Raw genomic sequence first — 25563 nt, 5'->3', positions numbered from 1 at the left:
AGACAGGCAGCTCCGTTCCTTGCCCTCAGCCCGCCCGTCTTCTGAAAACCTCGGCGGATCGGTCGCCATGGTCGGCCAGTTGCTGCTCGATCAGGCGGGAGAGGCGGTCGCGGAACACGGCGGAAGAAAATTTCAGCGAGTGCGCGCGGATGGCATGCGGATCGATATCGTCCTCCACCTCTTCGAACGCCGCCATTGTTTCCAATAGAGCTTCCGTGGTCTGCTCAGCGAAGCGAAAGCCGACCTGCGGCGAGCAAACGGTTTCCCTGGCGCCGCCGGCATCGAAAGCTAGGACCGGTCGCCCGGATGCCATGGCTTCCACCGGCAGGATGCCGAAATCCTCCGTGCCCGGAAACAAGAGGGCGCGGCATCGCGACAGATGGTCGCGCAGAACGTTGAAGGGCTGATGGCCGAGAAACTGCACGGTCGGTCCGGCAATCGACTTCAGATAGGCCAGTTGTTCTCCCTCGCCGATCACAACCAGCTTTCGGCCGGCCTCGGTACAGGCGCGAACGGCGATGTCCGGCCGCTTGTACGTGGTCAGCTGTCCCGCATAGAGATAGAATTCGCCTTTCCCCTTCCCCACCGCAAAATCGTCGGTCGCAACCGGCGGATGGATGACGATGGATTCCCGGTCGTAGAAGCGGCGGATACGGCTTGCGACATAATCGGAATTGGCAACGAACACATCGACCCGCGAGGAGGTCGTCACGTCCCAGGCGCGCAGCATGGGTGCGGTGATCGACATCAAGGCGCGACCCACCCAGGGCAGACCATGGCGGTAGACATGGAACTGATCCCAGATGTAGCGCATCGGCGAATGGCAGTAGCAGACATGCAGGGCGTCGGCGCGCGTGATGATGCCCTTGGCGGGTCCGGATTCGCTCGACAGCACCAGATCGTAATCCTGCAGATCGAACTGCTCGAGCGCGAAAGGCATCAGCGGCAACATCTTGGTATAATGCCGCTTTGCACCGGGGATCTTCTGCAGGAAGGATGTGCGGATGTTCCGCGTCTTCAGAAAATCGCTGATGCGATCCCGGTTGCAGACGAGGGTGAAGATGTCGGCCTGCGGAAACATGCGGCACAACTCTTCGACGACCTTCTCGCCGCCGCGCATCGAAACGAGCCAATAATGCACGATGGCGACACGAAGCTGCTTGGTATCGCTCGCGCTTCCGGCATCAGTGACACGTCTTTTCGCCATGACAGGCGCATCGCCGAGAAATGCCCTCGCGTCGGGAAGAGAGGTTGTTGCCTTAAGGGTCAACTCAATACTCCTTGTATCGCCACACCGTCTGTCAGGTCGGGAACCGCATTCGTCGAAATCAGGCTGTGGTATTCGCAAAGAAGCGCGTCGCGCCATTCCTCGTGAGTCGACGCAAGATCCGGCGACATCAGGAAAGCCCGCTCGCTCATGGCGCGGACCTCGTGCGTCGGCATTTGGCTAAATCGCGTCAAAGTATCGGCAAAGGCGCTTTCGTCAGCCGTATCGCAGGCGATCGCCATGCCGGCTCTTTGCATTTCCTCGGCAAGAAAGGCGCTACGCGACATGATGACCGGTAGCCCGCTCCTGGCCGCTTCGATAGCGACGAGGCCGAATGGCTCGGGATAGCGAGACGGCATCAACAGTGCACGCGCCTTGCGGATGGTCGGGCCGATCTCCGCATGCGACTGCCAGCCGACGGCCCTGACGTGATCTCCTGAAGCCGCAACCAGCGGCATCAGCGGCCCGTCCCCGATCACGCAGAGCCTGACGCCGGCTTTGCGTGTGGCAGCCACGGCGTCCTCTATGCCCTTCTCCTCGTCCAGCCGCCCGATAAAGACGAACTCCTCGTTGGCCTCCGCCTCGATGCGTTTGATGGAGAGCGGAGCGACGGGATTGCGGATTGTCGTCAGTCGTTCGGACCGATATCCGGCGCCGACGAGGAAGCTTGCCATCTTCTCGTGCAGCAGGATGATCCGGCCGAAATCGGCCTGATCCTTCAGCCGCCGGAGGATATTGGAGCCGCGGGCAACCCGCCACAATTTGTGCGAATAACTTCTCTTGTCGCAGGCCGTCGCAATGCAGCTTCCGCCGAGCGGGCGTCGAAGGCAGACTTCCTGAGCCTGATAGTCGAAGAAGGCGCCGTTGGGGCAGGCCGTGAAGAAATCATGCGCGTGCACCACGCATCGTCTGGCGACCGGCATCAACGCCCTGAAAATCGCCGGAGACAGGATCTGGTGCCAGCCATGCACATGGTAGACGGTATTGGCGGTGTCGTTTGCGGCAATCCAGTTCCCGACCATACGGACGGCGGCGCCATTGTGAATGCCGGTCACGAAAGCCTTCGCACGCTCGGCACTGAGCAGATCGCGGCTATTCAGCCCGACCATCAAGACCCCGAGTGCGACGAGTTCCGCATTGGCGGCGTCATCTCCGCAAATATAGGTCACAGGGATGTCGAGGCCCCGAAAAAGCTTGGCGGACAGCACCGCCAGCGCCGTCGCCCCGCCTCTGGCCACCGAATAATCGTCGATGATGACCACGCGATCGATCTTTGTCGTGCTGGGGCCGGGAAACCGGCCAGCGTTTGCGGCGGATCGGAGGACCTCGGGAAGCGACGGGCGCATCACTTCACCGAAACTGCGCCGTTGGCACAGGCCTCCAGCGCCTTGCGGTTGAGGATGCGGATCTTGCCCTGGCCCCCGTCGATGATCTTGGCTTCCCGCAGGCGCCGCAGGCATTGATTGACCTTCTCGCGGGACGCCGGCAGCGTCGCGGCCAGATCATTTTGCGAGATGATCAGTTCGTCGCCGCTGTTTGCCGGATCTTTTCCATAAACAGTGGAGAGCCGCAGCAGCGTGCTGGCCAGCCTCGATTGCAGGCTCGACGCCGCATTCGCAATGATCCGGAGTTCGAGCTCCGAAATACGCGCCAGCGCCCTGGAGAAGACTTTTTCGCGAAAGGAGGGATCGCTGGCGTACATGTCGCGCAGCAGCCGGCCTTCGAAGAAATGCAGTTCGCAGGCGGAACCGGCACGGTATTCGAGGTTCAACGTCTGCCTGCGCAGAACCTCGAGCTCGCCGATGAGGCCGGATTTCGGAATGATCTCGACGATGAATTCCCGGCCGTCGGGCAGCATCGTGCTGGCGCTGACCACCCCCGAATGAACGCGCGCGAACGTATCGACGAGGACGCCGGCCCCGGCGATGATCTCGCCGCGCCGGAAACGCCGGACGCTTGACCGGCAGGAAAGGAATTCGTCGTCGATGACGATGCGGCTGTTCAGATGAATGCCGCTGTTAGCCGATATCGCCGCCTTGCCGATGCTGGCCCTGCGATCTGATGCGTGTGTCGCCCCATCCATGCGCATAACTCCACTCGATAACCATAGGCAATGCTGCACTGCATCATTTATATTGCCTTAATATGAGAGTCAAATAACATCACGGCGATATGACGTAAAGATAAAGTATATATTTAACTTCAAAGCAAAATATACACCGAAAAATGGACAAAAAATCTCAAAGAAGTCAAAAACCCGCCACGAGATCGAAGCTCACTGCCTATTAAAATGGCTTACTGAATAAAAAACGGCAATAATCAAAGTGATGACATCAAAACTGATAAATAAGCGTCAGTGGATAATCACCACGAATTAGATTAGATTGTCATTTTAAATGAAAACAAGGCCATCAATGTGTAATCCGAATTCTCGATTGCCCGTTAGTAGCATAAAGAATTTGTTAAGGATTATGACCTTGGTAACAGACAACCAGAGTGCGGCGCAGCAAACTTTGAACGGTTCTTAATCGGAATGTTTTGGAGACCACCGATGACATGGGAAGCACATAGTTTCGAGGCTTGGTCGCGCGTCGGACGGACCGCGAAAGGCGGCGATCTCCATTCGTCCCGGCCTCGTGCGGCAGGCAGATCGTCGAAGCGCGCGCTAGACCTTGTCATCGCAGTTACGGCGCTGATCCTGCTTTCCCCACTTCTGTTGATCGTCGCAATGATCGTGAAGATGAGCGACCGCGGCCCGGTCTTCTATTCCCATACGCGCATCGGCGTCGGCGGAGCGCAGTTCGGATGCCTCAAGTTTCGCACGATGAAGACCGATGCGAGTGCTCAGCTTGCCGAATTGCTGCAAAACAACCCGGCTGCGCGAAGCGAATGGGAAGAGACACGCAAGCTGAAGGACGATCCGAGGATCACGGCCGTCGGTGATATCCTCAGGCGGTCGAGCATCGACGAGCTTCCCCAACTGATCAATATCGTGCGTGGCGACATGAGCCTGGTCGGCCCCCGGCCGATCACGGCCGAGGAATTGCCGCGCTACGGCGAGCATGTATGGGCCTACATGGCCGTCCGCCCGGGCCTGACCGGTCACTGGCAGACCAGCGGGCGCAATGATGTCAGCTACGAGTACCGGGTTTCCCTCGACGTTCACTATCTCAACAACTGGTCGCTCGGCCGGGACTTCATCATCATTGCCAAGACCATTCCCGCTCTGTTTTCGCAGCGCGGCTCGTATTGAGCATTCATGGGAAGAGCCGCCGATCATGCCTGGAGTCGGAAGACACGCTACTTCCCCGTCGCTCCAAGCTGCCATTACCTGGTTACTTCGTGAGCTCGCCATTTTGGATTAGGACGACATGACCTCAAGCACGATCTTCAGCGGTGTTTCTCCGATATCTCTGCCTGCCGCAGCCACCGGTGGGAATTCGCCGCTCACCTTGCGGGATATGCTCTTCTTTCTCAGAATGCGCTGGCTGTGGATTGCGGCGACGACTTTCGCTTTCCTCGTAATGGCAGGGAGCTACGTGCTGACCGCCGAACCGACGTTCGTTGCCAACACGCAACTTGTGATCGTCCCCCAGGTCAGCGGCTCCGAAGCACAGAGGGCTTTCGCGGAAGACGCGTTCATCGAGGGACAGTTGGAGATCGCCAAATCCAGCGATGTCGTCGGTGGAACGGTAACGGCACTTGGTCTCGATACCGACCCTGACTTTGTCGATCAGACGCCTTCGCTGCAGGATCGGGCAAAGAACTGGTTGATGGGCGCTTCTTCCGAACCGGATACGGCATCGCAGGAAGCGGCGGGCGCAGGGCCGCGTGACAGACAGCCGCAACAGCAGATCGAGGACGGGCGGATCCATGATCGGGCGGTCGCCACGCTGCTGAACATGATGGGAGTACGCCGGATCGGGAGTTCGACGATCATCGAGATATCGGCTGCAGCGTCGACCCCGCAGCAGGCCGTCGACATCGCCGACACGCTGGCCAGGCAGTATATCCAGAAGAATATCGCAATGAAGGCCAATGCGTCCCGGCAATACAGCGAGTGGCTGACCAGATTCGTAAGCGAGCAGCAGCGCGGACTGGCCGAAGCTGCCAGTGCCCTGGCCAGCTTCACGAGCAATCCGCGCGATCAGTTCAAGCTTGCGGAGCTGCAGAGCGCGACTGACGCCCGCCGCACCCTTTATGAAAATACCTTGAATCAGCTGACCGAAGCCAGGCAGCGCATCACCTACCCGGTGTCGGATGCCACGATCGTCTCTCGGGCCACCCTGCCTCTTTCGAAAGCCAGACCACGCAGCACGCTCATCATCGCCTTTGCTGCGGCGGTTGGTCTTGGCGTCGGTTTCGCACTCGCCATGATAAGGCACGCTGGCGATCGCCGGATCGTCCGGCCCCATCAGATCTCGGAAGCCGGTGGGCTGCCCTTTGTCACTTTGCTGGCGACATCGAGGACCCGCAATGGTCACTCTGCGCGTTTCCCCGCCGGTACCGGCAGCAGCGGCACCGGAGCCGCCTATCCTGCTATTCCAGGCATGGCGGAGCTGAGCGCGACGGTCGTTGGTCTTCGGCGCAAACGTCGGGTCGTCATTGGAATCGTCGCCGTTAATCCCGGCAGCGGGGCATCGACCATCGCATGCGAACTTGCGGTGCTCTCGTCGATATCAGGAGCGCAGACGCTGCTGATAGATGCGGCTGCGCAGAAATCGTCGCTCAGCAAATCGATCGCGCCCCATAGTTCCACAGGCCTCGTCGACGTTCTCGACAATGGCGAACTGATCCGGACGGCGGCATTGCCCCTCACCCCGACGCTGAAATTCCTACCCCTCGGCAAAGTCGAAGCGGTAACGCCGGCCATTCGCCTCAGTTCCCGCCGCACGCAGTTGAGCTTCGCCGACTTGAAAAAGGAGTTCGACGCCATATTCGTCGACATTTCCGCATTCTCTGCTTCGTCGGATGTCAATGCGATCGCGCCGGAACTGGACGGTGTCCTCGTGGTCACCTCGCACGGGCACACCTCCATCGACGACACCATGCACGTCATCGAGACCCTGCGGAATGTCGGCGCGGAGATCCTCGGCGCGATCATCAACCATGCACCGAAAAGAATAGAGTCATGACTTCACCTTCGGCAGAAGCAACAAGGCAGGACAGCCCGATCGGACCGGCGCCTGTTCCTTGCGGCGCTAAAGCCATGGCGGGCCGCGCGCGCCGCCCATTGCGACTGGCTGTGGGGATTGCTTCGGCAGGCCGCCCCTCGATACTCAAGGAGACCGTCGATTATCTCACGGCCCTGCCGGACCAGGCCGAGCGGCTGATCGTCTGCGTGCCCGTGATCGACGACGCCGCCGGCCTCGCAGACCGCCTCGATGTGGAAGTCATCGTCGGCAGCCGTGGCCTGACCTCCCAGCGCAACAGGATCATCCAGGCCGCCGCCGACACGGATATTCTGATCTTCCTGGATGACGACTTCATTCCCGCCGCGACCTTCCTGTCGCGGATGGCGGCTGTCTTTGCAGCAAACCCCGACGTGACGATCGCCACTGGCGAAGTCCTGGCCGACGGCATCCTCGATGGCGGCCTCAGCATGCCAAAGGCCCTGCAGGTTCTTGAAACAGCCGGTGAAGGGGCCGAGCAGGTGACGGAGGTCTATAACGCCTACGGATGCAACATGGCGGTTCGCCTTTCACCCGTTCTCCAGCACGCGCTGGCCTTCGATGAACAGCTACCGCTCTACGGCTGGCTCGAAGATGTCGATTTCAGCCGGTCCATCGCCCGCTACGGCAGGTCCGTGCGTGTCGAAGGCGCTCGCGGCGTGCATCTCGGCGTCAGATCCGGGCGCCAGCCCGGCCGAAGGCTCGGCTATTCGCAGGTTGCCAATCCTGTCTACCTGATCCGGAAGGGCACGATGTCGAAGGGCCGTGCTGTCGCACAGATCGGCCGCAACATCCTGGCGAATACGCGGGGTCTATTATTCAATGACCGCCTGATCGACCGATGGGGACGCTTGAACGGCAATTTGCTGGCGCTTTCCGACCTTCTTGTCGGCCGCCTCTCTCCGTCCCGCATCCTGGAATTCGGCAATCCCGCGCCGCGCGAAATGCCTTCGCCGTCGATCGCAACGAAACGGAGATAGCAGACAATGCAGCGCACATCCTTGTCCGGTCGCCTCATCTCCATCGCCCTTGCCTTGCTGGTACTCTCCGGCGTGACCGGCTGGAGTGTCGCGCATGCGGAAAACTATACCCTCGTGCCGGAAGATCAGGTGAGACTGCGTGTCGTCGAATGGCGATCGTCGGATTCCCGGTATGCCAGCTGGGAGGCCCTCGGCGGAACATATACAGTCGACGATGCCGGTAATCTGGCGATTCCGATCGCCGGCCAGGTGCAGGCGATCGGCAAGACGACGGAGCAGGTTTCCGATGCGATCGCCACCGCGCTCTCCGAAAAGGCGGAACTGCCGGGAAAGCCGTTCATCGCCGTGGAAATTGCCCAGCATGCGCCGATCTTCGTAACCGGGACCGTGCAGACCCCCGGGCGCTATGCTTTTGAGGCCGATATGACGGTCATGAAGGCCGTCAGCATCGCCGGCGGCTTCCTTCGGGAGCGCGAAGAGAATACCGTCTTCGAGCGCGACCGGATCGAGGCTGCCGGCGCCTACCGAACGGCCATTCTCAACCGGCGTGATCTTCTGATGCGCCAGGCGCGGTTGCGCGCCGAGATCGCCGGCGAACAGAGTTTCGAGATCCCTGCAGAACTCGCCGGAACACCCGATGTGGACAAGCTGAAGGCGCAGGAATTGAACCTGATGCGGCTGCGACGCGTCGATATCGAAAGCCAGATCGAAGCGGCGAGCGACCTCGCCCGTCTCTACGGCCAGCAGGTCCAATCACTCGAGGCCAAGATCAATTCGCAAAAGCGGCAGATCGACCTTGCGCAAAAGGAACTGGATAATGTCAACAGCCTGGTGAGCAAGGGTCTGGTCAGCAATTCCCGGCAGGTCACGGTCGACCGCGGCGTTGCGGACGCACAAGGCACCCTGATCGATCTCGAGGTCGCCCTGACTACGGCTCGCCAGGGGCTCAGCGAAGCCGATCGCTCGAAGATTAATATCGTCAACCGGCAGAACAGCGAAAACCAGGAGCTGCTCAACCAGGTCAATCTCGCGATCGGCAGGGCTGCGATCGACATCCAGGTGGCCCAGCTTCTGGGCGAACAGGCTGGCTACAGCGCGCAACTCGCCCAGATGAATACGGACGTGCCGGGTCTTGGCAGAGCGCAAAAGAACTACAGGATCGTGCGTCGCAACGACGATGGCACCTATCGCAACATCGAGGCGGACGAGACGACCAGCTTGCGGCCGCATGATGTCGTCGAAATCGGCATCGACACGGATCTCCAGACGCCGTCGCCTCCGCTGCAGCTGCAGTCCGCGCCACAGCAGCAAAGCTCGGCAGTCCCGCTGTCTGATGTAGCAGGCGACAATCACGCGGTTCCCGGCTGGGTATCCCAGACGGGATCGAATTAGGGGGCGGTCGTGACCATGAACGACAGCTGGCGGCTTTCGCCTCGGGCATTGCGCCGGAAGGCGGATCGACAAACCCGATGCCTCCGCCGCTCCGTCCGGTTCGGGATCTGAAGCATGTCGATAGAACCAATCGGCTTCATCGTTCTGCTGCTTGGCCTGCTCAGCATGGTCAACGGCGCGCGTTTTGCGATCACGACCCTTTGCCTGTCGACGCTGCTCGGAGCGGCCGCGGCTCTGCAATTGCCCGCGCTCGGCGGCAGCAGCATCCAGCCAAGCCATCTTCTCGTGCTTTTTCTCGTGGTAGCCGCCCTGCTGCGCCCGGCTCAAACACAGGCGACGCTCGCCAGCATGGCCTATCCGGGTCCCGGTTTCTGGTTTGCCGCCTACATCTTGTTTTCCGTGGCATCATCTTTCTTTTTGCCGCGCATCTTTGCAGGCGCGACCCTCGTCTACTCCTCTGCACGAGACACCACGGGCATGATGTCGACGGTGGCCGCTCCCCTGTCGCCGGGTTCGTCCAATCTCAGCCAGTCTGTCTATCTGCTCGGCGACCTCGCCTGCTTTGCCGTCGTCTCGGGGCTTGCCAGGCTCGGCTATGCCCGTTTCATCGCACTGCAGTTAATCGTCGCCTCGATCGCATGTTTTACCCTGGCATTGATTGATATCGGAACATTCCTGACCGACCAGTCCTACCTGCTCGATGTCATCAGAAACGCGAACTATACGATGCATACGGCCGAGACGATCAGCGGCTTCAAACGCATCGTCGGCCCGTTCCCCGAAGCAAGCACTTATGGCGCAGTCGCATTAGCCTATTTTTCCTTCACGCTTCTGCTCTGGCTGGAGCGCGTCCAAAGCCGTATGGCAGGACTTGCAACGCTTTTCATCGGCCCGACGATCGTCCTCTGCACATCGACAACCGCTTATATTGCCGGCATTTTCGTTGTCTGCATGTTCGTTCTGTTTTGCCTGAAACGACTGATTGGCGGCCCCGCCAAGACCCCGCATGTGACTTTCCTGGTGATCACGCTGTTTTTGATTCCCTGCGCCATCGTCGCACTCAGCCTTGTCCCCGATGCGTGGAATTCCATCGCCGGCCTGATGAGCACCACCTTGTCGGACAAGCTCCAATCGCAATCCGGTGAAGAGCGCACCGCCTGGAATACACTGGCATTGATCGCATTCGTCGATACCGCCACCTTCGGCGCCGGGCTCGGCACGGTTCGGGCCTCGAGTTTTATCGCTGCGTTGCTCTCCAATGTCGGATTGACCGGCACTCTTCTCTTCGCCGCCTTCCTGTACAGCCTTGCAAGGGCCTCCGGCCGGCACATGTCAGGCGATCGGGAGACGCAAGCGATCGGAAACGCTGCGGTTATGGCATCCATCGCGCAGGTCGCCTCCGCGGCGATCTCGGGGAGCGGCACGGATCTCGGCTTGCTGTTCAGCACCACGGCAGGTCTGGCGGCCGGCTGCCTGGCAACCAATACCTCTCCCCGGCGCGCGACCCGATCGCTCGCTAATCGAACCCCGCTGGAGGCATCGACATCTCTGATGAGAGCGCCGATGTTTTCAACACGATGACGCCGGCTTTGGAACTCCGCCAGGGCGCGGGATGGCAATCTCGTCGAGCCATCGGCGTGCCCGCATTGGGCCGAAGCCGGCCGGCCGCACCGCATCTTTCAAGGATCGCCTGTAAAAGCAGTCCATCGAATAAACGCCGTCGGAGGTCAGTCGCGGAAGGCCATGCTGCAGGCTTTATGTCGACGTCAGCCTTGCGGGTGTTCGCTGGTGGTCGCGACGCTATCTGCAACGGAATTGTTTTCGCGCAGCTTGGCACTGCGCCGCAAAAGCCCCGACAGGAACACGCCTGCCAGATAGCCGATTTCCATGAGCACGAGGATGGCGATACCGGAGAGCATGGCCGCGATCACGGAAGACCCGCCGGCAAAAGCCACGCCGCCGAAGCCGATTGCCACCAGGATTGCAAAAATCGCGAAAGCCCAGGCGCGGATGGAAGCCCCGGCAGCGATCGAAATCACCGCTGCCCCGAGTGTGGTGATCAACATGACAATCCCCCTTCCCTCCGCATTCCGACAAGGGTCCCGGCACCAATCGCCGTACCGCGAAACAACATGTCGAAACATAGCCTTATGACAGGCAAGGCACTCTTCATGGTGAATATCTCAACAATGAAACATACAAAAACCGCCGACAGCCAGACACCGATTCAGCACCAGCGCACTGGATGCTGGCCTATATATACCGAACAGGGCCTTCATATGACAGACCCGTCGGCTCAATTCACAAATGGTCCCTCGCCTCGCAAAGACAATACCGATTCACTTGTATTGCGCCCAATCGGAAAGGTGATGACATGAACAACCAGTGCGTCGTCTACGTCACGGATGTCGAGTATTCATTTCCGACCATTCTCTCGGCGCTTCAAGCTCGCAAATTCGCAACCCCTGCGACCGACGTCTGCGTTCTGATGTCGGAACATCTCGACAATTTCGAAGAGCTGAAAGCCCTGCTCGCAAGGAGTGGGGTCATATTGACCGATGCGACCGAAGCGCTGCAGGACTCGCTCGGCAAGCTCGACAATTCGCATTTCCAAGGACGCATCAGCGTCAGCACAATGGCCAAGCTGGTCCTTTGCGAGATCCTGCCTTCCAACTATACCCAGATCATCTACCTCGATGGGGATACCCAGATCGTTAGCGATCTCGGCGCGTTCGAAAGTGCCACTGTGCCCGAGGGCAGGTTTTTCGCGGCGCGCGATTACACGGCGATCCATGACTTCCTCGACACCGGAAGGGACAGCCAGTATTTCAACGCAGGCGTCCTGAAATTCCATCGAAACGGCTGGATCGGGCAGGAGGCGCTCGAGCTTTTCGCTAGAAATCCCGAGGCCTGCGAGGGCAAACATGATCAGGGTGCATTGAATTACGTCTGCGGTTCATCGCTGATCCTGGTATCGAACCGCTGGAACTTTCCCAAACAATTCCTTCATCTGGTGAACATCTCCTCCTTGTCGATCGTCCACTATATGGCGCATCCGAAGCCATGGCATGGAACTTTCTTTCCGTGGACCGATAAGGAAAGCCAAGTATACGTCGACCTGCGCAAAGCACATCCGATTTACAACTCGCTGTATCGCGGGATAACCTTCGATCGGAAGATGCTGTATAAATACCGGTCTATACGGGCGCGCATCGAGAACGCAATTGAGAAACAAGGACCCAATCCCAGGGTCCAGAGCCTGCTGGTTGGCGACTACGCCGTATGATGATGTATTGTTGGCCCGACTTGAATGTCCGCGTGACTGAACTCAGCGTCGCCGGTCGAGCCGTGGATTTGCAGACGGAAGCGCAAAGTATTCATCCATTCATTCCAGGAATGGATAATCTTCAGGACAGAATATGAGTTATCGGGCTTCCGCCGTCAGTATCTCGCATTACGTGAAAGCCCGTCTGCGCCGGTCGCTCAAGGCTCGGCAGGTTCGCTATGACCTGCTGCGCAACGGGCTCAAGCAGGCGCGCCACGTCGTCATCTGCGTCATCCGTGACGAGGGGCACCGGTTGGCCTTCTTCCTTCAGTATTATCGCGATCTCGGCTTCGAGCACTTCATCTGTATCGACAACGGCTCGACCGACGGCACGGCCGAGTTGCTGTCCGGCTTCGACGATGTCTCCCTTCTTTCGGCTCATGGTTCCTACAAGGCGGCGAGGTTCGGAAACGACTGGATCAACGAAGTCATCAACCGCCACTGCCGGGAGAAATGGGTCCTGTATGTCGATGCAGACGAGTTCCTGGTCTATCCGCATTGCGACACACGGCCGATTGATCAATTGACGTCCTATATCGCTTCCATGGGCGGCCATTCCCTCCGCTCGGTCATGATCGACATGTACAGCCCGCATCCCGTTCTCGAAAACATATGCGAACCCGGTCGCAACCCGCTCGAGGTCTGCAATCTCTTCGACCGCTCCGGCTATGTGGCGCATTTCGACAAACGCAACTGGACGATATGGATCAAGGGCGGCGTTCGCGGGCGCGTCTATTTCCACGACCGGCTCTGGGACGGCCCCGCGCTCAACAAGATACCCCTCGTCTATGTGGCGGGTGAACGTCTGTTTCTCAAATCATCGCACCAGGTCTGGCCGCTCTCCCTGAATTTGGGCGACATGCGCGGAGCGCTCGGCGTATCCGGCGCCCTTCTGCATTTCAAGTTCCTGTCGACCTTCGTGCACAAGGTCGCCGATGCGGCACACCGGTCCCAACATACGGAAGAATATACCGTATACTCCTCAGTCAAGGACATGGATGACTTCGTCTACGACGATACGGGCACCTACAGAAGCTGGAAGGACCTGTCCGATCACGGGCTCATCCAGGGTGAGGGCTGGAAATACTGGAGGAGTGCTTCCGAGAGCGAAGTCTAAGTATGCCGTGCCAAAATACGCAGCGATTTTGGGACGACGTGCATGAAGACAAGCGCCAACCTGATCTTTCAGCCTGCCTCGTCTGTCTATCAGCTCGCACTGTCATCAAACAAAAACCCGCCGACGGCGGGTTCTGTCGAGGCTTTCTGCCGTTCCGTTTTTTATCGCGGCAACGTCTCAGGCGAGACCGGCCCCCTCGGCATAGGCCTCCAGCGCCTTCCGATTGAGAATGCGGATTTTGCCCTGTGTCCCGTCGACCACTTTGCTCTCGCGCAAGCGCCGCAGGCACTGGTTGACCTTTTCACGCGACGCCGGCAGTGTCGCGGCCAGCTCGTGCTGGGAGATGATCAGTTCGTCGCCGTTATTTTGCGCATCCATTCTGTACAGGGCAGAAAGACGCAGCAGCGTACGGGCCAGTCTCTGTCTTAGACTCGATCCGGCATTGGAAATGATCCGCAGTTCCAGTTCGGAAACACGCGCCAGCGCCTTCGACAGGATCTTCACCTGAAATTGCGGATCGTTCGCACACAGGTCCCGCAGCAACCGACCGTCGAAGTAATGCAGTTCGCAATCCGACGAGGCCCGATATTCCAGGCTGAGAGACTGCTTGCGGAGCACCTCCAATTCGCCGATCAAGCCGCCTTTCGGAACGATTTCCACGATGAACTCTCGTCCATCGGCAAGCGGGGTGCTTGCGCTTACCATTCCGCGCTGTACGCGGGCGAACACGTCGAGGACGACGCCGGCGCCGGCAATAATCTCACCGCGGCGAAACTTTCGAACACTCGAGCGGCAAAACGGGAACTCGTGATCCAAATCCGCCCGGCCACCGTAAACAATAGCTGCAGACCCGCAAGTAACCGCTTCGCTTATTCGCACCGCGTTTCCTCTAGCTCTGTTGTCCCTGGTACTGATCACCCCGTCCATACGCACAACTCCACACAGACTAAATAACTTATTATCTGGAGCGACATTCCTAATAGATTAAATTAGAAAGTCAAACAATAATAAAATAAAAAATTCGTGCTCGAACTATACATTATTATGAATAATCCTCATATTTATATAGCATAAAATTCATATTGAATTCTATCGCAGACAAGTCTTAGGGGCGGCATGACGATTTTTATACAATTTATGACAATTGCCCGCCTGCAGAATACATCTGGCAAATATAACAACAACGCCGAATTTTAAAATAAATCTAAATAGATTTCTGCTATACAGTCAAAAGAAAAGGTAATGCTTTTAATATTCGCAAGAATTTCTTAAGAGAATAAAGAATTTATTCATGATTATGACCTCGGTCACAGACATCAAACTTGCATTAAAACAAAGCTTTGGCTGTGATTTCTGGAATTCGTCTAACGGAGACGCGGGTGGCGGGAAAAAATCAGGGCATCAACCCGACCGGACCTTGGCGGGATTTCGCCAGGGCTCGACAGGAAAGGCGTCCATTCAATTCCTCACAACCCCGTCTGATCAGCAGAATTCTGAAGCGCGCATTGGACATCATCATTGCGGCAAGTTTCTTATTCTTTCTGTCACCGCTCCTTCTGTCGGCGGCAGTCATCGTCACGCTAAGTGATTGGGGCCCTGTTTTCAATTCTCATCGCAGGATCGGTTATAAGGGAAAAGAGTTTGGTTGCCTCAGGTTTCGGACGACAGGATCCGACGCAACGACCGACGCGCACGTTACGGTCGTCGGCGATATTTTGAGGCGATCGAGCCTCGACAAGCTGCCGCATTTGATCAACGTGTTGCTGGGTCAAATGAGCCTCGTCGGGCCTCGCGCCATTACCAAAGAAGAGCTGCCGCATTACGGTGAACATGCCTATGCCTACATGGCCGTCCGTCCCGGCCTCACTGGCCATTGGCAAGCCAGCGGGCACAACGACGTCAGCTATCGGAACGGAATTTCCCTCGACGTCGAATATTTATCCAAATGGACGCTCAGGCTGGATTTCGTGATCATGGCAAAAACGCTGTCGGCGCTGCTTTCCCGGCACGCGTTGCTGCCCAAAGTCGATTCCTAAAGCATGTCGCGTAAAACTGTGTTGCAGTTTTGCGATAGAGACATGCGCAAAACCAGAGACTAAAGCGCGGGCCAAGCGAACCTAAAAGATCGCGCCGCGCTTTAGCACCCTGACATAGCGCAGCCGAGCATTCTGCCGCCTCGGTCATATCATTACCCGTGAGGACGCTTGCCGGTAACATGGGAGCGCTCAGTAATGGAGTTCTTTTTGCGGCGCTTTTGAATATGCCACAAGGAGAAAGCGAATAGACCCACCAGATAGCATATCTCCATCAATACAAGCACTTCGACGCAAGAAACGACCGCCTCCGTCAAGGAGGAACCTTTGAGCAGGATCACGCCGCCCAAGGCCGTGACCACCAGAAATGCAAAGATTGCAAAGGCCGAGGCCCGAATGGTCGCTCCGGCGGCGATAGAGACGGCAACCACGACGAGCGTGCTCTTCATCATTATTCTGATCCTCTCTTCACACCTCCTTCAAGTCACCGTCAGCCCTCGATGACATGACAAAACCCAAAGTCGAAACGAAGTCCGATCAAAGTATTTTACCTATTGTGGTTAAAATATTGCTAACAGCAGCCTAGCAAATCGACGGAACAACGCCGGAGAATATTCGACTATTCATCCAGCGGGGCCGCTCTACCGATTAAACCCAAGAAATCCTTGAATATTGCGGTCAGATAGATTTAGGTATCTGAGGCTTATACAGGAGCCGATAATGCAGCTGCCGCGTTCTCTCGCCGAACTGAACGCTCAATTGATATCCCTGAAAAGATGAATTTGGGCCATAGGCTTACGCTCGAGCGCATATGCGCTGGCAACGAACAGGCTTATGCTCGTCCGGCAAGCGTGACATCGACCGCATCAAGGTTGCGCAGCAGCCTACGGAACACTCGGCCCCTACGATGGACCCGGATATTTATCTGAGGCGATCGGTCAGGCAACAACGAAACAGGGCCGCCGCTATGGCGAGCCCTGCTGATGTTCTTGCCGGTTGAGCACCTGCGATGGAATTGCCAGCCTCGAGGCCGATATCGACAAACCTATTTCGAGACCGCGCCGGCCAGTTGCCGTTTTACGCTGCGTTGGAGACTGAGGTTTTCGAGCCAGGTGACTTGTTTCCGCAATTTCAACGCCGGCTTTTCGATGAATCTCCACGAGAAGGCGGCAAAGCAAGCGGCAACAATGCTGCAGACGATGCCGTTCAACCACCAGTTATGCGCCCAGGGGCCGAGCGCTACGAACGCCTGTTGGATCGGATAGCCATAGAGGAAGACGCCGTAGGAGTAGTCGGCCCCACGCAGGACGCCGAGCTTGCGGGGCGAGGTGAGACCAAGGAAGACCGTGACATATCCCATGGCCGGAATGGCAATGAAGTCCCCAAAGGGGGTGAACCAGTAGGCCCACAAAATCATTGCCACAGAGGCGAGGAAAATTCGGATATCCCAAAGAACCTTGTCCTTGTAGAGATAGAAGGTCACCCCCACAAGAAAAGCACAAATGAGCAGATTGCCGGACGCGGTCGTCGGCATAGTTGCCCAATCGCTTCCATGTTTCCAATATCTTGCAATACCGAAGGCCATGATCAACGCCGGCGTGGCGATAAGAGCAATCACCCGCCGCCTGACCACGCCGAGCAGGAAGAGCGCGGCGATCACGGCATAGCACTCAAGCTCGAAGGGCACCGTCCAGAGCTGCCCGTTCACCATTGCGGCGTCAGGATTATCAAGGAATACCCCGGGTAGATTGAAGTGAATGTGCCCTGTGACATTCATCAGATATGTAAAGAATTGAGGATCGGTGAAATAGTCACGCAGGTCATACTCTGTATAGATCGCTCCGAGTATAAAGGCAGCCAGCAACACCTCTACCGCGAGAGCGGGATAGATCCGGATAAATCGATTGCCGAGAAAAGAGACCAATGTCTTCGATCGTTCGAGACTGCCGGCCACCAGAAACCCGCTCAGGACAAAGAACATGGGCAGAACTGACTTGATGACAGGGCGGAAGGGCGACTCCCAGAGAAACAGGTCGTCGCCATAGGTGACACGGGCCGTGTGTATCCAAAGCACTGAAAAGGCTAACAGTAATCGCATATAGTCGAATCCTGTCGGTCGCCCGTTCGCTAGATCAAGCTTTTCGCCGAGAACCATCTGTGCCCCTTTCAGAAGTATTGACTCGATTTGGAATGGCAAGCCGTTGCCGCAGAGCGGCAGCGGCATCATTGCCGGGTCGGGGCCGCGTGTCAGTGACCACAGGTACATCAGGTAAAATTGAACGAGAGAGCAGCCCTCTCCCGAAGACGCGTCTCTGACCATCAACCCATGGCCCTGTGCTTCCCGAGGGCCATGCGACGGTCGGAGTTGGAATCCAGGTGATCGGGCGGCGGATTGGATGAGGAGACTATGAAATTTCTGGCCACCCTGTTCTGTATTGTTCTTGCCCTTATCGGACTGGCACTGATCGGAGGCGGCGCCTGGCTGCTGCGCCTTGGCGGCTCGCCCTATTACGCAATCGTCGGGCTGGCCTATCTGGTTGCAGCCCTTCTGCTGTGGCGCCGGAAGACGCCAGGCGGGCTCATCGTCCTGCTCGTCGCCGTTTTCACCCTTCCCTGGGCGCTATGGGAGTCGGGTCTCAATTTCTGGGCGCTGTTTGCCCGCTTGATGTCCCCCATCGCGCTGGCGGGCTTTGCCCTTCTCTTTGCACCGTCGCTTTGCCCGGCCGCCAACCGGAAGCTCTTTTATGGCGGCGCCTTGGTGACCGCTCTCATCTTTGTCGCGGGTTTCGGTCTCAGCTTCGTGCCGCATGGGATCATCCAGCCCTCTGCCGACATCACCGCCTATAAAACCGCCAAGGGCGACAACTCTCCCTCCGACTGGACATCCTATGGCCGCACCACGGCAGGAGATCGTTATTCCCCATTCGATCAGATCAACCGCGGCAATGTTTCCAAGCTCGATCTCGCCTGGACATATCGCACCGGAAAAGGCGATGGCGCCGATCAGAACACGCCTCTGCAGATCGGCGATACCGTCTACACCTGCACGCCGACAGATGTGATCGCAGCACTCGATGCAGATACCGGCAAACCCCGCTGGACGTTCGATCCCAAGGCGACGGCGCCTTACTGGCAGCGCTGCCGCGGCCTCGGTTACTACAAGATACCGACGGAAGCCCAGTCCGCCGATGGGCTTTGCATTGAGCGCCTGGTGCAGACGACGATCGATGCCCGTCTCCTGGCGATCGACAGCAAGACTGGCGCGCCCTGCAAGAACTTCGGAGACAATGGCACCGTGCAGCTTTCCCAGGGCATGGGCGAAGTCAAGACGGGCTATTATTTCCAGACATCGGCGCCGTTGATTGCCCGCAACCTGATCGTCGTCGGAGGCTGGGTCACGGACAATCAGGAGGTCGGCGAACCCTCTGGCGTCATCCGTGCGTTCAACGTCGTCACCGGCGAGCTCGAATGGGCATGGGATCTCGGCAACCCGGAGATCACCAAACTTCCGCCGGAGGGCCAGACTTATACGCGGGCCACGCCCAACATGTGGACGACGGCCGCATTCGACGACAAGCTCGGCCTCATCTATGCACCGCTCGGCAATACCACGCCGGATTATTACGGCGCCAATCGCCCTGCCTTCGCCGATCAATACAACGCGACATTGGTGGCACTCGATGTGACGACGGGTCGAGAGAAATGGAAATTCCAGACCGTCCATCACGATATCTGGGACTATGATCTGCCGGCTCAACCGGTCCTGGTCGATCTGCCTGACGGCAATGGCGCCACCGTGCCTGCTCTGCTGCAGACCACCAAACGCGGGCAGCTTTTTCTCCTCGACCGCCGAACCGGCACACCGCTTGCCGAAGTTCAGGAGAAGCCGGTGCCGCAGCAAGGCGGCGTGCCCGAAGAGAAACTCTCCCCGACGCAGCCCTACTCCGTCGGCATGCCGACAATCGGTGCGGAGCGCGTGACGGAGCAGACGGCCTGGGGCCTGACGATGTTCGATCAGTTGGCATGCCGCATCGCTTTCCGTAAAATGCGCTATGACGGCGATTTCACCCCGATCGGCACGCAATATGCAATCCAGCAGCCGGGAAATCTGGGTGGTCTCAACTGGGGAAGCGTATCGGTCGATCTGCCCAACAACAGGGTCTTCATGAACGATATCCGCGTGCCCAGTCTCTTCGCACTCATCCCACGCGAGGAGTATGTCGACTTTGCCCTCACCACGACCGCCCACGGCCCCTCCGCCCCGCAGCGCGGTACGCCTTACGCCATGGCCACCGAGATGTGGACATCGAGGCTCCGCGTTCCCTGCACCCAACCGCCCTTCGGCACCGTCACTGCAGTCGATCTGAAGACGCGCAAGATCGCGTGGCAGGTTCCGGCCGGCACAGCCGAAGAACTTGGGCCGTTCAAGATCAAAACCAAGCTGCCTATGCCGATGGGGCTGCCGAGCTATGCCGGCACCTCGGCGACCGCCGGCGGCGTCGTCTTCTTCGCCGGCTTCCAGGACTATTATATCCGTGCCTATGACGCCGAGAACGGTACCGAGCTCTGGAAATACCCACTGCCGGTCGGCTCGAGCGCGACGCCCATGACCTACGTCTCGCCGAAAACAGGCAAGCAATATGTCCTGATATCGGTTGGCGGCGCACCCTATTCGAAGGATGTCGGCGACTACGTCCTTGCCTTCTCTCTGAAAGACGGAGCTTAGCCGCGGATATCGCTTAGGCTTCACCGACCATCTTCAAGTCCAAGCACCCCCCCACGGACCGCTTCTTAGCGCACGCAATCGGATTTGGCGGCGTTGCCGATCACACTGTGTTATTTTGATCCGACGAGGAATTGGGACTTACGAGCGTGACGCGAAAACTGGCGGCGATCCTGGTCGCGGATGTGGTCGGCTACAGCCGCCTCGCCGGTGCGGACGAGGATCGCATCCTGGCGCGGCTGAGAACGTTGCGCAGCGACCTGGTCGATCCGACCATTGCCGTGCACAATGGCCGGGTCGTCAAGCGTACCGGTGACGGAAGCCTCATCGAGTTTCGCAGCGTCGTGGACGCCGTGCGCTGCGCGATCGAAGTGCAGACTGCCATGGTTGAGCGCAATATCGGCGTGTCGCCTGAACATCGCATCGAGTTCCGGGTCGGGATCCATCTGGGAGATGTGGTCGAGGAGAACGACGGCGACTTGATGGGCGACGGCGTCAATATCGCTGCGCGGTTGGAGGGAATTGCCAAGCCCGGTGCCATCTGTCTTTCCGAAGACGCCTACCGCCAGGTGAAATCGCGGCTCGATCTTGCCGTGACCGATCTCGGCAAAATTGAGCTCAAGAATATTGCTGAACCGATGCAGGTCTATTCGCTTCAGATCGGAACTCCGCAGCCGACCGCGGCACGACAGGTGCGGCCCGCAATCGAAATGCCGTCAGTTCCGGCCGTTCCCGACAAGCCGTCCATCGCCGTATTGGCGTTCAACAACATGAGCGGCGACGCCGAACAGGAATACTTCTCCGACGGTATCAGCGAGGACATCATCACCGACCTCTCGAAGCTGTCCGAGTTGCACGTGATCGCCCGCAACTCATCCTTCGTCTACAAGAATGTAATAGCCTCAGTGCCTGAGATGGCCAAGGCGCTCGGCGTCCGCTATGTCCTCGAGGGCAGCGTGCGCAAGGCCGGCAACCGCGTGCGTGTCACCGCCCAATTGATCGACGCCAGCAATGGCGGACATATCTGGGCCAGCCGGTTTGATCGCGACCTCACCGACATTTTCGCGGTTCAGGATGAGCTCACGCAGGAGATCGTGGCCGCGCTCAGACTGAACCTCACGCATGGCGACCAGGATCGATTGGCCAAAGGACGCGCACTCGACGTCGACGCTTACGAGTTGTTATTGCGTGGCCGCGAGCAGGCGTCGGCTCATACCCGAACCGGAAACAGAGCGGCCCGCAGCCTGGCGGCCGACGCCCTCGCAATCGATCCGCAATATGCGGCCGCCCAAGCACTCATCTCCTTCACCCACGTACTCGACTACGTCAACGCCTGGAGCAACGATCCGGAAGGCTCGCTGCGGATCGGGATGGATCTCGCGCAGCAGGCCGTGGAGATTGCCGAGGAACAGCCCAACGGCCACTTTGCACTGGGCATGGCTTGCATGTGGAACCGGGAACTGGACCGGGCGCGGGCAGAAGTGCAGCAGGGCCTCGCGCTGCAGCCCAACTCCGCCGAGCTTCTGCTACTGCTGGCCCATATCCAGATATTCTCCGGCGATCCCGCCGGCTCCCTGGAAACACTCGATGCATCGATGCGGCTCGACCCGCACCATCCGGAAATTCTCTTCCAATTTCGCGCCGATGCGTACTTTTCTCTCGGCGAGTATGAACAAGCGATTGCAGCCATCGAGCAGCGGCTCCAACAAAACTCCCAATCGGAGACCGCCTACGCCCTGCTTGCCTCATGTTACGGCCACCTCGGTCGGTCGGAGGAGAGCCGTCAGGCCTGGGAGAAGGCACTCCGGATCAATCCTGATTTTTCTGTCGAGCGCCGCCGGCGGATCCTTCCATTTCGAAACCCCGAGGACTTTAACCGCCGTGTAGAAGGACTCCGTAAGGCAGGACTTACAGGTCCGAATCTTGGTCAATGCTGAAGGAAACTGCTGTCGACCCGATATCGCGGGCTGCTCGTTCTATGGGCGGACGTGCGAGCAGCCTTCCAGATTGCGCCCTCTCCACGGAGCATTTGGCCGGCGAACGTGATGCCAGTTCGGGCGACTCTGATAGCAACGGCACGGCACCTGCTGTAAGATAACGGCAAGGGATCGGACACCCGGAAAGAGCTGGTATGGAGCGCCGCCTTGCAGCAGTCCTGATTGCGGATGTGGTCGGTTACAGCCGCCTGAGCGAGATCGACGAAGAGGGAACGCGTATCCGCTTCCACACCGACCTTCACGAACTCTTCGAACCGAAGATCGCCACGCATCACGGCCGCCTGATCAAGACGATGGGTGACGGGATCCTCGTTGAGTTCCATAGCGTGGTGGATGCCTTGCGATGCGCCGTCAAAATCCAGCAACAGAAGGCTGAACGCAATGCGGCGCTGCGGCCCGAGCAGCGGATGTTTTTCCGCATCGGCGTCAATCTCGGCGATGTCATCGTCGAAGGAGAGGACATTCATGGAGACGGCGTCAACATAGCGGCGCGGCTGGAGAGCCTTGCCCAACCCGGCGGGATTTGCATATCCGGCACCGCTTTCGATCACACGGTACACAGGGCTGAGGTCGGTTTTTCCTCTCTCGGTGAGCAGCAACTGAAGAACATAGCCGATCCGGTTCGCGTCTATCGTGTTCTGTTAGACCCCTCCGAGGCAGGCAAGGTCGTCGCCTACCGTCGGCCGCGCCGCCGGGCGATCATCGTGGCCACACTTGCAGCGCTGTTGATTGCGGCCGCTGCGATTGTCTTCGCATGGCAATGGCCGTTTGTGCCCCAACGTCCATCGGTAGCGGTGCTTCCCTTCGCCAATTTGAGCAGCGACGCCGGCCAGGATTATTTCACGGATGGCATTACCGACAGCCTGATTGCCGATCTGACCATGCTTTCGGACCTTGACGTCATCGGCCGTAATTCGGTGTTTGCGTACAAAGGCAAGCCTCTCATTTTGGCCGACATCGGACGCGATCTCGGCGTGCGTTTTGTCGTTGCGGGCAGCGTGCAACGGATAGGCGATCAGATCCGCGTCAATGCGCAATTGAGCGATGCCGCAAGCGGCGACCACCTGTGGGCCAACAGATTTAACCGCGCCGCGGCGGATGTCATGGCTGTGCAGGATGAGCTCAGTCGGCAGATCGCCGAAGCGCTCGGCCTGAAACTCACTCAATCTGAGACGGAACGGATTACCCATCCGCCGACCGCCAATCTCGAGGCATACGACTACTACCTTCGTGCCGAGCAGGCGACGCGTACCGGCCGCCGTTCTCGGCTGCTCGAGGCACTGGCGCTCTTTGACAAGGCGGAGGCGCTCGACCCCAGTTTTGCAGAGGCCTTCGCGGCCGACGCGCACGCGACCGCCTATGTCTGGCGAAGCGCGTACGACGACGTTCTCCAGAGCGCGCTGGCGCGGAAAAGGGCCTACGAGAAGGCAAGTCGCGCGCTGGCGCTCGACTCGGCTCTTTCATCGCCATACGCCGTTCTTGCCGTCATGCAAGTCGTGGACCGCCGCTACGAGCAGGCGGTCACCTCGGCGCAGCAGGCAGTTTCGCTCGGGTCTGCCGATGCCGAAGCTCATATGGCGTTGGCATACGTTCAATTGTTCTCCGGCAATCATGCCGAGGCCGGCGCGGCCGTGGACACGGCGCTCAGGCACGATCCGAACCTCTCCGCCATCAACCGATATACTGCTGGCCTGGTATTTTATTTGCAGCGCGACTACACGAAGGCCATCGACAGCTTCGAACGCGCGCGCGATGGTTCTCCGGGAAATGGCGATTTCGTTACCCCACTCGCTATGGCCTATGTCCGTGCCGGTCGCCTCGACGACGCCCGTGCGACTGTCGCCGAAGGACTCCGCTTACTGGCTGGGCGCGATTCTCTGGCGGACTGGCGTCTCAGCAATGCCCATTTCCGCAACGAGCAGGATTTGGCGTTTATCCTCGATGCTCTGCGCGAGGCCGGCCTGCCGGAGTGGCCGTTCGGTTTCAAGGGCAACGAGCACGAACGCCTGCACGGTGAAGAAATCGCAAGTATCGTCATGGGCAAACTCCTCCGGGGCAAGACCGAGCCCTCAGGAAGCGCTGCACTCATGCAAATCGAACGCGACGGCAAGGCGGCCTTCCGCTCGACGACGCAGATGGTCACCGGAACGGTTTTCGTCAATGGCGACATGCTTTGCGAGCAGAGTGAAAACGCATTTGGACGAGCCGATTGCGGCCCGATCTACAGACCTGCAAACTCGCCCGCTGAAACCAGCTATGCTTACGTGAACTCCACGAAGGTCTTCTATTTTTCGCCAGTCAAATAGCCGCGCTCCACCGGTCAGTGATACTGATCCCGTTCGAGATCGGCTGCGACCTTCGGCCAGTTTCTATCGGCTTTCGGCGCTGCTTCGGCCACATGAGCGGCAAACCCTTCTGCCGATCCCTTGTCGTAGATCAGGTAAAGCTTGCCCTCGATGATCTTGAATGCTTCCGGATCGACGTTGATCGTCACCGATCCGAGAGCCACCTCGCCCGCGCAGTAGCCGCCATATTGAGGCGCATATTTGATCGGCTCGCTGATGAACATTTCACGGTGTTTGGCATTGGCAAAAAGCCACGGCGTCCCCAGCCATTCGTGGGAGAATTCCTCGGAGCCTTTCACCGCTTTGCCTTCGGTGAAATAGGCTACGGGGTCGTATCCCATGATCGCCACGCCGCCGAAGTAGCCCGTGTTTACCGCGTCGTCGGCAAAAGCCCGCGATCCACCGACAGCTGCCAAAGCCAGAAGGAACACCGCCATAGCAATTCCTCGCACACCGCTTCTGGTCCCCGCATACATCTGTGCCTCCTATTCAATCATGGATTTCCATGCACTTCGCGTATTCTTTTTCGCCGATGCGGCTGGCCGGAGGGCAAGGCGCACCATGCCGCTTGAAAAGCCGCACGATGTCCGAGTTGCCCTTCCAGATTGCTCGCGTAATTGGCGTGTAGCCGTGAACCTCCGCATGACCGACGTCAGCCCCCTCAGCGAGAAGAAACGTGGCGAGAGCGACGTGGTTTTCCTCACCGGCGACCATCAGCGGTGTCACACCTGCTTTATTGGCCGCATCGTCGAGCGTCGCGCCATGGTGGAGAAGCAGTTTGCTGATCGGCACGCTGCCGGAAAAGGCCGCGGCATGAAGCGGCGTAAAGCCGCCCGAGTTCCGAGCCATGACGTCGGCCCCTTTGCCGATCAGCAATTCGGCTATGGCAAGCTGGGCTCCGAGCGCAGCGTTGATAAGAGGTGTTGCCTGATCGCGTGCCCGGCTGTCGACATCGGCACCGGTAGCCAGAACCTGCTCGACGACGGCGGTGTTCCCAGTGGCAACGGCATCGAACAAAGGGCTCTCCGCAGCGGCCACCGTCGCTGTGAAAATCAACGCCACCGATGCAAGCAGCCCACGCATGGCTCAGCCCCCGAAGGTTGCCAAGGAAAGTAGCACAAGCCGCGGGTTTTGGGTAGGCATCGAGGACTGTAGGAGGTTGAATTCCCCTGCATCAAGCTATCGGCAACGCGCCGGTCGGACACGATGCAAA

General features: G+C 58.7%; 20 protein-coding genes. 11 read left to right on the top strand and 9 right to left on the bottom strand.

Annotated features, from left to right (window positions below; genetic code table 11):
* Positions 1–25: 25 nt before the first annotated feature.
* The 3 genes from HFO71_RS33880 to HFO71_RS33870 are packed head-to-tail and all read right to left on the bottom strand — an operon-like array spanning position 26 to position 3350.
* Positions 26–1270, bottom strand: coding sequence for a glycosyltransferase family 4 protein (locus tag HFO71_RS33880; protein WP_131642805.1), 1245 nt, complete (start codon positions 1268–1270; stop codon positions 26–28).
* Complete coding sequence (locus HFO71_RS33875; protein ID WP_221989028.1) at positions 1267–2616, bottom strand: glycosyltransferase family 4 protein; 1350 nt, start codon at positions 2614–2616, stop codon at positions 1267–1269. The genes HFO71_RS33880 and HFO71_RS33875 overlap by 4 nt, the downstream gene beginning before the upstream one ends.
* Positions 2613–3350, bottom strand: a complete 738-nt coding sequence (locus tag HFO71_RS33870) for a Crp/Fnr family transcriptional regulator (protein WP_221969779.1) — start codon at positions 3348–3350, stop codon at positions 2613–2615. The genes HFO71_RS33875 and HFO71_RS33870 overlap by 4 nt, the downstream gene beginning before the upstream one ends.
* 468 nt (positions 3351–3818) lie before the next feature.
* Here HFO71_RS33870 and HFO71_RS33865 point away from each other — a divergent pair, with 468 nt between their 5' ends.
* From HFO71_RS33865 to HFO71_RS33845, 5 genes are all read left to right on the top strand, one after another.
* A complete protein-coding gene (locus tag HFO71_RS33865; RefSeq protein ID WP_168257751.1) occupies positions 3819–4520 on the top strand; it encodes a sugar transferase in 702 nt (233 codons plus the stop codon).
* Positions 4521–4638: 118 nt separating this feature from the next.
* On the top strand, positions 4639–6402 hold the full coding sequence (locus tag HFO71_RS33860) for a GumC family protein (RefSeq protein WP_077979156.1): 1764 nt from the start codon (positions 4639–4641) through the stop codon (positions 6400–6402).
* On the top strand, positions 6399–7418 hold the full coding sequence (locus HFO71_RS33855) for a glycosyltransferase family 2 protein (protein ID WP_170269710.1): 1020 nt from the start codon (positions 6399–6401) through the stop codon (positions 7416–7418). Before HFO71_RS33860 ends, HFO71_RS33855 begins: the two co-directional genes overlap by 4 nt.
* A gap of 6 nt (positions 7419–7424) precedes the next feature.
* Positions 7425–8810, top strand: a complete 1386-nt coding sequence (locus tag HFO71_RS33850; RefSeq protein WP_131642808.1) for a polysaccharide biosynthesis/export family protein — start codon at positions 7425–7427, stop codon at positions 8808–8810.
* 114 nt (positions 8811–8924) lie between these two features.
* Complete coding sequence (locus HFO71_RS33845; protein ID WP_077979159.1) at positions 8925–10391, top strand: hypothetical protein; 1467 nt, start codon at positions 8925–8927, stop codon at positions 10389–10391.
* A 185-nt stretch (positions 10392–10576) separates the two neighbouring features.
* Here HFO71_RS33845 and HFO71_RS33840 read toward each other — a convergent pair whose 3' ends face one another.
* On the bottom strand, positions 10577–10876 hold the full coding sequence (locus HFO71_RS33840; RefSeq protein WP_077979160.1) for a hypothetical protein: 300 nt from the start codon (positions 10874–10876) through the stop codon (positions 10577–10579).
* A 308-nt stretch (positions 10877–11184) separates the two neighbouring features.
* Here HFO71_RS33840 and HFO71_RS33835 point away from each other — a divergent pair, with 308 nt between their 5' ends.
* Together HFO71_RS33835 and HFO71_RS33830 are read left to right on the top strand one after the other, a co-directional pair.
* A complete protein-coding gene (locus HFO71_RS33835) occupies positions 11185–12096 on the top strand; it encodes a glycosyltransferase family 8 protein (RefSeq protein WP_132613907.1) in 912 nt (303 codons plus the stop codon).
* A 133-nt stretch (positions 12097–12229) separates the two neighbouring features.
* Positions 12230–13252, top strand: coding sequence for a glycosyltransferase family 2 protein (locus tag HFO71_RS33830; RefSeq protein ID WP_025395766.1), 1023 nt, complete (start codon positions 12230–12232; stop codon positions 13250–13252).
* A gap of 177 nt (positions 13253–13429) precedes the next feature.
* On the opposite strand, the gene HFO71_RS33825 is transcribed toward HFO71_RS33830, so the two are convergent.
* Positions 13430–14179, bottom strand: coding sequence for a Crp/Fnr family transcriptional regulator (locus HFO71_RS33825; RefSeq protein WP_132613909.1), 750 nt, complete (start codon positions 14177–14179; stop codon positions 13430–13432).
* Between the two features lie 452 nt (positions 14180–14631).
* On the opposite strand from HFO71_RS33825, the gene HFO71_RS33820 reads away from it, so the two are divergent.
* Positions 14632–15288, top strand: coding sequence for a sugar transferase (locus HFO71_RS33820; RefSeq protein ID WP_131642811.1), 657 nt, complete (start codon positions 14632–14634; stop codon positions 15286–15288).
* Positions 15289–15440: 152 nt separating this feature from the next.
* On the opposite strand, the gene HFO71_RS33815 is transcribed toward HFO71_RS33820, so the two are convergent.
* Positions 15441–15737: a hypothetical protein gene (locus HFO71_RS33815; protein WP_077979165.1), complete on the bottom strand. Its 297-nt coding sequence runs from the start codon at positions 15735–15737 to the stop codon at positions 15441–15443.
* Between the two features lie 593 nt (positions 15738–16330).
* Positions 16331–17440: an acyltransferase family protein gene (locus HFO71_RS33810; RefSeq protein ID WP_245007074.1), complete on the bottom strand. Its 1110-nt coding sequence runs from the start codon at positions 17438–17440 to the stop codon at positions 16331–16333.
* A 252-nt stretch (positions 17441–17692) separates the two neighbouring features.
* Here HFO71_RS33810 and HFO71_RS33805 point away from each other — a divergent pair, with 252 nt between their 5' ends.
* The 3 genes from HFO71_RS33805 to HFO71_RS33795 all read left to right on the top strand — a co-directional run bounded on the left by HFO71_RS33805 (position 17693) and on the right by HFO71_RS33795 (position 24311).
* Positions 17693–20011 (top strand): membrane-bound PQQ-dependent dehydrogenase, glucose/quinate/shikimate family, encoded by a 2319-nt coding sequence (locus HFO71_RS33805; protein ID WP_221989027.1) that lies wholly within the window; start codon positions 17693–17695, stop codon positions 20009–20011.
* 146 nt (positions 20012–20157) lie between these two features.
* A complete protein-coding gene (locus tag HFO71_RS33800; RefSeq protein WP_168284561.1) occupies positions 20158–21945 on the top strand; it encodes an adenylate/guanylate cyclase domain-containing protein in 1788 nt (595 codons plus the stop codon).
* 194 nt (positions 21946–22139) lie between these two features.
* A complete protein-coding gene (locus HFO71_RS33795) occupies positions 22140–24311 on the top strand; it encodes an adenylate/guanylate cyclase domain-containing protein (protein ID WP_077979168.1) in 2172 nt (723 codons plus the stop codon).
* A 14-nt stretch (positions 24312–24325) separates the two neighbouring features.
* On the opposite strand, the gene HFO71_RS33790 is transcribed toward HFO71_RS33795, so the two are convergent.
* Both HFO71_RS33790 and HFO71_RS33785 read right to left on the bottom strand, forming a co-directional pair.
* On the bottom strand, positions 24326–24826 hold the full coding sequence (locus HFO71_RS33790; RefSeq protein WP_131642815.1) for a YHS domain-containing (seleno)protein: 501 nt from the start codon (positions 24824–24826) through the stop codon (positions 24326–24328).
* 13 nt (positions 24827–24839) lie between these two features.
* Positions 24840–25433, bottom strand: coding sequence for an ankyrin repeat domain-containing protein (locus HFO71_RS33785; RefSeq protein ID WP_131642816.1), 594 nt, complete (start codon positions 25431–25433; stop codon positions 24840–24842).
* Between the last annotated feature and the right edge of the window lie 130 nt (positions 25434–25563).

Origin of the sequence: Rhizobium laguerreae (assembly GCF_019778565.1) — a bacterium.
Lineage (GTDB): Bacteria > Pseudomonadota > Alphaproteobacteria > Rhizobiales > Rhizobiaceae > Rhizobium > Rhizobium laguerreae.
Note: the sequence above shows the minus strand (reverse complement) of the source record. Positions and strands in the feature narration are given on the sequence as shown.